Origin of the sequence: Actinosynnema sp. NPDC059335 (assembly GCF_042752395.1) — a bacterium.
In the GTDB taxonomy this organism is placed as follows: domain Bacteria; phylum Actinomycetota; class Actinomycetes; order Mycobacteriales; family Pseudonocardiaceae; genus Actinosynnema.
Map to the genome: position 1 here is coordinate 1 of NZ_JBHYXZ010000237.1, position 9708 is coordinate 9708.

Annotated in this window: 5 protein-coding genes and 1 pseudogene; 1 reads left to right on the forward strand and 5 read right to left on the reverse strand. The window is 72.8% G+C overall.

The features are described from left to right. Positions 1-3968, reverse strand: a 3968-nt coding sequence (locus tag ACFXGA_RS38155; protein WP_378097402.1) for a Dyp-type peroxidase, incomplete at its 3' end; no start/stop codon positions are given. A 559-nt stretch (positions 3969-4527) separates the two neighbouring features. Here ACFXGA_RS38155 and ACFXGA_RS38160 point away from each other — a divergent pair. Continuing rightward, positions 4528-4725 carry a hypothetical protein gene (locus ACFXGA_RS38160; protein WP_378097405.1) on the forward strand — a complete coding sequence of 66 codons (198 nt, stop codon included), beginning with the start codon at positions 4528-4530 and terminating at the stop codon, positions 4723-4725. A 429-nt stretch (positions 4726-5154) separates the two neighbouring features. On the opposite strand, the gene ACFXGA_RS38165 is transcribed toward ACFXGA_RS38160, so the two are convergent. From ACFXGA_RS38165 to ACFXGA_RS38180, 4 genes and pseudogenes are all read right to left on the reverse strand, one after another. Beyond that, positions 5155-5721 (reverse strand): dihydrofolate reductase family protein, encoded by a 567-nt coding sequence (locus ACFXGA_RS38165; RefSeq protein ID WP_378097408.1) that lies wholly within the window; start codon positions 5719-5721, stop codon positions 5155-5157. Positions 5722-5945: 224 nt separating this feature from the next. Further along, a complete protein-coding gene (locus tag ACFXGA_RS38170) occupies positions 5946-7070 on the reverse strand; it encodes an alpha-hydroxy-acid oxidizing protein (protein WP_378097414.1) in 1125 nt (374 codons plus the stop codon). Positions 7071-7130: 60 nt separating this feature from the next. After that, positions 7131-7826, reverse strand: a pseudogene (locus ACFXGA_RS38175) (thioesterase II family protein); the annotation flags it as partial. Then, the gene (locus tag ACFXGA_RS38180) at positions 7823-9631 is read right to left on the reverse strand and encodes an SDR family NAD(P)-dependent oxidoreductase (protein ID WP_378097411.1); all 1809 of its coding nucleotides are present in this window, start codon (positions 9629-9631) and stop codon (positions 7823-7825) included. The gene ACFXGA_RS38180 and the pseudogene ACFXGA_RS38175, both read right to left, overlap by 4 nt. Positions 9632-9708 lie beyond the last annotated feature (77 nt).

The following is a 9708-nucleotide window of genomic DNA, read 5'->3' on the forward strand; positions in this document are numbered from 1 at the left end:
GCCCGGGAACTCCCCCCGCGGGGCGGCGCCCGGGGGCCCCCGTCGGGGGTGCTGATCGGGCGGCGCTGGTGCTGGTGCTGGTGGTCGGGGAACAGGGTGATGAAGTACTCGCTCCAGCCGCCCATGCGGACGCGCAGCAGGTCGTACTGCTCCGGGTCGCGGCGGGCGGCGGCCATGGTCGCGGGGTCGGCGCAGGTGACGGTGAGCAGGTTGGAGCCGGTGCCGCGGGCGAACTCCTCGATGACCTCCACCAGCGCCGCGTGCGGGAAGTCCTCGCGGATGTTGAAGTCGGTGGGCGCGGCGTCCCAGAGTGATTCCGCGCCGTCGCCGGTGAAGCCCCGCAGCGAGGCGATGATCCCCCGCTCCTGGAGGTCGACGGGCTTGTCGACCGGGCTCGGCGTGGGGCTGAGGTCGGAGGCCAGGGTTTCGCCGCGTCGTCGTCCCTCGGGGGAAGCGCCGTTGGCCGCGCCGAACTCCAAATAGTTCTCGAACGTCCCCACGCCGGGCTGGAGCTGGACGCCGAACGGGTGGTCGGGGGTGCCGATGTCGTTGGCCAGCCTGACCAGGGTGCGGGCGGTGGGCGGGGCGGGGTCGGTGAGGACCGAGACCACGGTGTCGGAGACGCGGCGCAGGAACCGGTTGCCGAAGTCGTCGACCGACTCGTGCCCTCGGCCGTAGCGCGGCAGCGCCAGCGCGGCCTTGCGCAGGTCGCGGAAGCGCTCGGCCCGGGCGGCGATGCGGCCGGCGCCCACCGTCGAGTTGACGAAGGGCTCGGCCATGGACTCGCCCCAGTCGCACATCAGGGCCTCGACCAGTTCGGGCAGCGAGGTGGCGGCGGTGGTGGGGTCGTAGACGAGGTGCTTGATCGCCAGGAGCGAGTTGATGGCGTTGGGCAGGGCGATCAGGCCGGGCGCGATGACGTTGTACCGGGCGCCTCCGGCGTAGTAGTCCAGCCCAATCTCGACGCAGTCGTCGATGAAGCAGGACAGCAGCGGTGAGGGGCACACGTCGCTCATCTGGCCGAACGCCGCCAGCTGGCCGTCGACCTGCTTGGCGTACATCCACCGCAGGTGCTTGAAGTACAGCTCCACGACCTGCTCGAACGTGGTCAGCTCCACCGGTTTGGCCGAGGTGAACGACACCCGCTGGCCGCGGAAGTACATCGGTCCGGCGGTGAGCCACGCCTTGCCCTGGTTGAGGGTGGCCTCCAGCACGTGCAGCATGTTGACCTGGCCGAGCGTGAACCAGTTCCTGCCGACGAACTGGGGTTCGTAGCAGCCGTCGCAGGCGTAGTCGCGGGCGACCTCCAGCGGCACCTCGCTGCGCCACCTCTCCCCCGCCTTCTCCCGCACCGGGGTGAACTCGGTGGGGTCGGGCCCGCCGTCGCCGATGTGCTCGCCACTGCGCACCAGCCCGGGGATGATCTTGGCGTCGTTGAGCAGGATGGGGTGCGCGCCACCGCTGAGCAGCGCGCGGGCGGCCTCCTCGGCGAACTCGCGGGGCATGTCCGGCCGCACGCGCAGCGACAGGCACGGCGCGTTGAGCGGCAGCCGGCGGGCGGCGAGCAGGCACAGCATCGTGGTGGCGTTGTAGGCCGGCGCGCCCTCGTCGGGCGTGTCGTCGGCGAGCGTTCCGCCGACGGTGATCTGCTGGACCCACTGGTTGGTGGCGGCCCCTTGGGGGTAGTTGCCGCTGAAGCCGCCCATCGCCATGTTGCCGTAGGGCTGGTGGTCCTCCACGAACGTCCGGTTCCACAGGACCTTCTCGCCGAGCTTGACCCACAGGCAGTCGATGATCTCCTGCGCCTGCTCGTCGGTGATCAGGCCGAGGTCGCGGTCCTGTCGCCGGAAGGGCTCCAGGAGCTGGTCCAGGCGGCCGATGGCGGTCGGCTCGCCCACCAGGTGCAGGCACGAGTGCACGGTGAAGATCAGCTGGGCGGCTTCCAGGAGCGTGTCCGGCGGCTGGTGGGCCAGCTTGCGCATCCGGGCGTGGACGGCCAGCAGGTTCTCCAGCTCGGCCTGCTGGGACGGCGGCGTGTCGTGGGCCAGCCGGGCGGCCAGCTCGGCGAAGGCGAGGCAGTGGTCGCCGACCCCCTCCAGGGCCAGGACGATGGCGCGGTAGAACTGCCGCTTGCCCTCGTCGCCGGTCGCGGCGAGCTTGGCGCTCACCTCGGAGATCAGCCCGTCCAGGCCCTTGTCCAGCAGGCGCTGGTAGTCCGGGACGACGTGGCCGACGCCGGAGGCCGCGCTCAGGCCGCGGAAGAAGTTCTGCAGCTGCTCGTCCTCGCGCGTGTAGTCGATGACGTACTTGCCCTGGCCCAGCCCCAGGTTGGGCATCCCGCCGACGATCAGCTCGGCCGGTTCGATGTGATAGGTGTCGGCGCCGTTGATCGTCCTGCCGTGCTCGTGCCGCCGGCCGCGGAACCCGTAGTCGTCACCCGCGAACACCTTGCCCAGACCGATTTTGATGGCCCAGCCCATGCGCTCGACCACCGGCAGGGCCATGATTTCGCGGGACCGCTGCTCCCCGACGTACCGGTCCAGGTAGACCGACAGGTGCTCCAACTCCTGCTGCGCGCGGTCGAAGTACCAGCTGTCCTGCCACCGGGAGAACATGTTCTCCAGCAGCCGCAGCACCCGGCCCGAGGGCGGTCGGCAGTGCTCCCGCTGGTCGGCCGGGATCGTGGACATGCGGTGCAGGTAGTCGTGGTGGTTGTAGTACATGTAGCCGTTGCGCGAGCGCCGGTCGAAGTGCCGGTCCAACCTCTCCCAGTCCACGCCGGGGAAGTCGTCCCACGACCGCGCCAGGTCCGGCACCGGGGTGGGGTCCAGCCGCAGGTTGAGCTGGCTCGGGACGAAGTAGAACCCGCCGAGGTCGGACCGCACGTTGGACAGCAACCGGTCGGCCATGAAGCCGTCGTTCGACCCGATCTGCTGGTCCATGATCTTCTCCAGCGTCGCGACCGAGTTCGCGAAGCCGGCGAAGTAGATGCCCTTCTCGTCACGGCGGCTCGCGCCCTTGGCGAGCAGGTCCTCGTCGCCCAGGGCGGTGGACGTGCCGTAGGGGAGGCTCAGCCGCAACAACGGGGTGGTGTCACCCGCCTCGTCCTGCGCCCGCGAGCGGCTGATGTGGCTGCGGTCGTCCCGGGACGGGATGATGATGTCGTCGGCGGTGCGGCCGACCAGGTCCTCGATCTGGTCGGGGTTCATGTTCAGCAGGTTCGACCAGTTGATCGTGAAGCGCTGGGCCAGCACGAACGACGCGCCGAGGTAGTCGGGGTCGTCCAGGCCGACGAGGGTGTGCTTCTGGAAGCTGACCGGGCTGGTGGGGTTGTTGAGGTTCTCGGAGAACCGGCAGCCCACGACCTTGCCGCCGCGCTTGTCCTCGCGCACCGACTTCGTCGCGGCCTGCTGGCTCACGGTCCTGGTGGCGTCGATGCCGCCGGTGGCGGCCAACTTCGCGCTGAGCCGTGCGAACACCGCGGGGCAGTGGTCCTCGTTGGCGGACTTGATGTGGAACCACAGGTCCGCCCCGGAGTCCACGAAGGTGCCGTTGGAGCGCTCGAACACCTTGGACGGGGCGAATCCCGCGTCCACCCCTCGCTCGCCGGTGGGGAAGCGCAGCGCCATCCCCTTGGGCGGCGTCATGTCCTCCTGGAGGCACCACTCGTGCCACAGCCGGAAACCCACGCCGGCCACGACGGTGGTGTGGGCGCTGCCGAAGTCCGCGTGGATCTCGTGGCGCAACTCCGCGAGGACCGCGGACAGCTGGGGCAGCGTCGGCGCCCGACCGTCCCCGGCCCGCCAGAACGTCGCGAACACCGCGTACGGCGACGGGTAGATCAGCCCACGCTGCACGTGCCGCCACACGTCGTGCCCGACGGGACCGTCCTCGGCGGCGAACAGGTCCGGCGCCTCGGAGGTGCCGAGGTCCGTCGTTGTCCCGGTGCGCGACTCCTGCAGCGTCAAGGCTCTTCGTCCCCGTCCCGGTCGACCCGGCGCCGACCACCGGTCGATGCTCGCAGGAACGGGGGTGCTCGCGAGGCTCCCGCAGGGTGCGTGACCCGACAGGGCACTCTTGTGACTCCATCGGGGACTGAGACCGGTTGGCCGTCGCCGTCGTAGCTACCGAGCGTGCCGGATGTCCGCTCTTCAACGCCCGCGAATACATCTGCGGGTGAGCTCTGACCCGTAGTCGGTGGTGGCGCCGGGTATCTGTCAGGGTAGGAGGATGCGGTGGCGGAGGAGGTCGAACCCGGCGCGTCCGTGCCCTCGGTCCGATCCGGGTGGCCATCGAGCGGTCGCCGGTGCCCGGCCCGACGAGCCGAGCGAAGACGGCGGCCCACGCTGAACGGTGTGGACGGGGCACTCTCGCGAACACCCAGGCACCATCGTGTCTCTTTCGAGTGGTTTTCGGATTCGCGCGCTACGGCACGGAGACGGACGGGTATCAAGAGCACACGAGGCGCGATGCCTGCGGTCACGTCGGGCAGGGACGTCCCGTATCCAGCGCGGGAAGTGAGCAGCCATGACCGACCGTTCGGGTTACCACCGCAGTCGCGGCCAGGACGACGAGTACGCGGGCGCCATCACCGTCGGCACAGAGGACATCGGCATCGGAGTCACAGAGGACATCGGCGCCGGAGTCACAAAGGACATCGGCGTCGATGTCCACGGCAGTGCCACGGTCGCAGAGGACGCGCCTGAAGAGGGGTCTACCTCGTGATCGGCTCTGGCGCACTTTCGGTGGTGACGGAGTAGCCGGTCGCGGCCTCGACCTTGCGGTCGAGATCGATCCGCTTGCCGGGGAGGTGCTTTCGGGCTGTCGACGCCTTCGTCATCGCAGCGCCGGCGGCACGGCCACAACGCGGATGCGGACCGCGACCGACGCCCTCCGCCATGCACCCGACGACCGGAACCGGCAGTCGGAAATACCGTCCCCGCAAGAGGGTCGACATCCACAACAGGATCACGAACCGACCGGCCACTCACCGTCACCACCGGAAGTGCGCCAGAGCCGCGGGTGCACACGTCTTGGTCTTGGATGGACCCGACCGCCGAGGCCCGCACCGATGACGGCCGGCGTCACCGCGGGAGCGGCGGACGCGCGGTGGCAGTCGCGTGCGGGCCCGGCGGGGTCGGTCGCCGGTGTCCGTCAGTCGCGGACGGACTTGTAGCGCAGGAGGACAGCGCCCGACCGGAAGGCGCGGTTCTCCACCAGTTCCAGGGTCAGCCACCTGTCCAGCGAGGGGAAGAACGGCGTGCCGCCGCCGATCGCGGCCGGGGTGACGAGCACGTGGAACTCGTCCACCAGACCGGCTCGGACCAGGGGCGCGGCGAGCGTGGCGCCGCCGACCTCCATCAGGCCGTCGGTCTCGGCCTTGAGCCTCTTGGCGGCCTCGACCACGTCACCCCGTTCCAGCCGGGAGTTCCACCCGACCGAGTCCAGGGTCTTGGAGAAGACCACTTTCGGCATCGCGAGCCACAGCCGCGCGTACTCGGCCTCCACCGGGGACACGTCGGGCGCCTCGCCGGCGGTCGGCCAGTGGGCCGCCATCAGCTCGTACAGCCTGCGCCCGTACAGCGACAGCGCGACCTGCCCGGTGCGGTCGTTCCAGAACTGGTGCAACTCCTCGTCCGGCGTGCTCCAGCCGAGGTCGCCGTTCGCGTCGGCGATGTAGCCGTCCACCGAGACGTTCATGCCATAGGTCAGCCATCCCATGGCGGTACAGGATGCCGGAGCACGGGGAACCCGCCGCACCGCCACGCCGGCTCGACAGGACAACGCCGACGTCGGGCTCCGCCCAGGTCGCGCGGAACCCCACCGCCGCACCGCCACCGCGAGGGAAACCGGCCGGCCGGACGCGGTGCGCAGCAGGTCGTTGACCGGTTCGAGCCGCCGACGTCACGGGCGGCCGTCGGCCCGACCGGTGAACCCGTGCCGCATCAGGCCAGCAGGTCCGGGGTGATGTCGCCGATGGTGGGGCAGCCGGTGAGCGCCATGGCCAGGTCCAGGTCGGCCAGCAGGCAGCGCAGGACGTGGGTGACGCCGCGTTGCCCGTCCAGCGCCAGGCCGTACAGGAACGGGCGGCCGTAGAGGATCGCGTCGGCGCCCAGCGCCAGGGCTTTGAGGATGTCGCTGCCGGTGCGGACGCCCGAGTCGAAGAGGACCGGGACGTCCGGGCCCACGGCGGCGCGGACGGCGGGGAGGACGTCCAGGGCCGCGACGGTCCCGTCCAGTTGGCGGCCGCCGTGGTTGGAGACGATGATGCCGTCGGCCACGCCCAGGTCCAGGGCGTGCCGGGCGTCGTCGGGGTGCAGGATTCCTTTCAGGAGGATCGGCAGCGACGTCACGGTGCGCAGCCAGGGGAGGTCGTCCCACGTCAGGGTGGGGTTGGCGAAGACGCGGGCCCAGTGCTGGACGACCGTGCGGTCGTCCGCGTCCGGGGGCAGGGCGGCGCGGAAGACGGGGTCGCTGATGAAGTTGGCGATGCCGGCCCGGTGCAGGAACGGCAGGTAGCCCTGGTCCAGGTCGGTCGGGCGGTAGCCGAAGGTCGGGGCGTCCACGGTGAGGACGATCGCCGTGTAGCCGCTGCGCTCGGCGCGGTGGACCAGGGAGGCGGCGACGGCGCGGTCCGCGGGCCAGTAGAGCTGGAACCAGCGCGGTTGCGGGCCGGATTCGGCGGCGACGTCCTCCATGCTGTGGGACGAGCCGGTCGAAAGGACGAACGGCACGCCGACGTCCGCGGCGGCGCGGGTGGTGGCCGGTTCGCCGTCGGGGTGGACGACGGTTTGCGCGGCGGTCGGCGCGAGCAGGACCGGGACGGCCAGTCGCTGTCCGAACAGGGTCACCGTCGTGTCGCGGCGGGCCGCGCCGCGCAGCACCCGCGGTACCAGGCGGTGGCGGGCGAACGCCTCGCGGTTCGCGCGGCCGGTGTCGCCCACGCCCGCGTCACCGACGACGTAGCCGCGTGCGGTGGGGGTCATGGCGGTGCTCGCCACGGCCTCCAGGGCGGTCAGGTCGGTGGTGAGGCGGGGCGCGGTGCCGGACACGTAGATCTCCCGCACCAGGGTGGCGGGAGGCGGCGGCGGGGTCAGGGTGCGGGTGATCAGGTGTCCGACGGCCGGATCGCGGGCGGTGAGGGCGAAGTGGCCGCCGGACAGCAGGTCGGTGTGGCAGCCGCCGGTGGTGTGGCGGGCCCAGCCGCGGGTCTGCTCGGCGGTGTTCTTGGGGTCGGCGTCGGCGAGCAGCACGGTGATCGGGGCGCGCACCCCCGTGCCCGGAGCGGGGTGGTAGCGGCGCAGGGCGCGGTGGTCGGCGCGGAGCAGGCGGATGATCTCGGCGGCCACGTCCGGTTCCCGCAGGAGCGGTTCGGGCACGCCGCCCAGTCGGCGCAGCTCGGTGACGATGTCGTCGTCGGTCAGGGTGTCCAGGTCCGGCTCGGCCCAGTCCTCGTCGGGCGGCCGGGCGGCGGAGACGTACAGGCGGGCGACCGTGCCGCGCTGTTCGAGCAGCCGCGTGGTCTCGAAGGCGACGAGCGCGCCCATGCTGTGCCCGAGCAGGGCGAGCGGCCGGTCGGTGTACGGGGCGAGGAAGCGGGCGGCTTCCCCGGCCAGGGTCGTGAGGTCCGCGGCCACCGGGTCGGCCCGGCGCTCGCGGCGGCCGGGGTACTGGTAGGCGAGCAGTTCGACGTCCTCGGGCAGGGCGGCGGACAGGGCGGTGAAGGCGTCCGCGGCTCCGCCCGCGTGGGGGAAGCAGGCCAGCCGGACGGTCGGGTCGGTCCTGGGTCGCAGCGCGCGCACCGGGGTGCTCTCGGCCAGGGTCATGAGGTCACGTCCTCGGGTGCGGGGCCGACCAGCTCGCTCAGGTGCTCGCCCAGGTGGGTCGGTGTCGGCCAGTCGTACATGAAGGTGACGGGCAGGCGGATGCCGGTCGCGGCGTCGATGCGGTTGCGCAGCTCGACCGCGGCGAGCGAGTCGAGGCCGATCCGGTCGAACGGCACGAGCGGGTCGATCGCCTGGCCGGAGGCGTGGCCCAGGACGATCGCGGTCTCGTGGCGGACCGTGTCCAGCAGGGTCGGTCCCCCGGTCGGCGCGGCGGGGGCGGCCGGAGCGGCCACCAGGTCGCGCAGCAGCGGCGGGACGTCGCGCAGGCCGTCCAGCGCCCACTCGGCGGCCACGGCCACCGGCGCGTTGCGGCGCACGGCGGCGTCGAACAGGTCCAGGCCGCGCTCGTCGGACAGCGGCAGCACGCCCGTGCGGGCCATCCGCGCGGTGTCGGCGGCGGTCAGGTCGGACGCCATGCCGCCCTGCCACAGGCCCCACACGACGGAGGCGCCCGGTCGTCCCGCCGCGCGCCGCGCCTCGACCAGGCCGTCGAGGAACGCGTTGCCGGCCGCGTAACCGGCCTGCCCGGCGGTGCCGAGGGTGCCCGCCAGCGAGGAGAAGGCGACGAACGCGCCGAGGTCGAGGTCCCGGGTGGCGGCGTCCAGGTTGAGCGCCGCGTCCACCTTCGGCCGCAGCGCCCGGTCGAGCTTGTCCGGCGTGAGCGACGCCAGCACCCCGTCGTCCAGCACGCCCGCCGCGTGCACCACACCGCCGATCCGCACGCCGTCACGGGCCAGGTCGCGCAGTGCCGCGTCCAAGGCGTCGCGGTCGGCGGCGTCGCAGGCGATCGTGCGCACGTCCGCGCCGGACCCGGCCAGCTCCTCCGCGAACACCGCCGCCGGGTCGCCCGGTTCCGGGAGGCGGCGGCCCATCAGCACCACCTGCCGCACCCCGTGCTCCGCCACCAGGTGCCGGGCGACGAGCCGGCCGAGCTGCCCGTGGCCGCCGGTGATCAGCACGGCGCGGGCGGTGTCCCACACGTCGTCGGCCGGGGCGGTGAGCACGACCTTGCCGACGTGCCGGGCCTCGGCGAGGTGGCGGAAGGCGTCGGGCGCCCGCCGCAGGTCCCAGGTGGACACGGGCGGCGGCCGCAGGACGCCCTGCTCGAACAGGTCCAGCAGGGTGGCGAGCACGTCGCGGATCCGGTCGGGGCCGGGGTCGCGCACGTCGTAGGCGCGGTACGCCACGCCGGGGTGGGCGGCCGCGACGGCGTCCGGGTCGCGGCGCTCGGTCTTGCCCATCTCCAGGAAGCGCCCGCCGCGCGGCAGCAGGCGCAGCGAGGCGTCGATGTGCTCGCCCGCCAGGGAGTTGAGCACCACGTCGACGCCCCGGCCGCCGGTGGCGGTGAGGAAGCGCGGTTCGAAGCCGGGTTCCCGCGACGACGCGATGTGGTCGTCGGGCAGCCCGGCGGCGCGCAGCACGTCCCACTTGCCGGGGCTCGCCGTGGCGAACACGTCGGCGCCGAGGTGGCGGGCCAGCTGCACGGCGGCCGTGCCGACCCCGCCGGTCGCGGCGTGCACCAGCACGGACTCCCCCCGGCGCAGCCCGCCGAGGTCCACCAGGCCGTGATAGGCGGTCAGGTAGGCCACGGGCACCGCGGCGGCCTGCTCGAACGTCCAGCCGTCCGGGATCCGGCACAGCAGCCGGTGGTCGGTGAACGAGACCGGGCCGACGCCCGCGAACAGGCCCATCACCCGGTCGCCGGGCCGCAGCCCGGTGACGCCCGCGCCGACCTCCAGCACCACGCCGGCCCCCTCGCGCCGCGGGGGGGGGGGGGTGGGGGGGCGGGGGGGGGGCGGCGCGGGGGCGCGCGGGGGGGGGC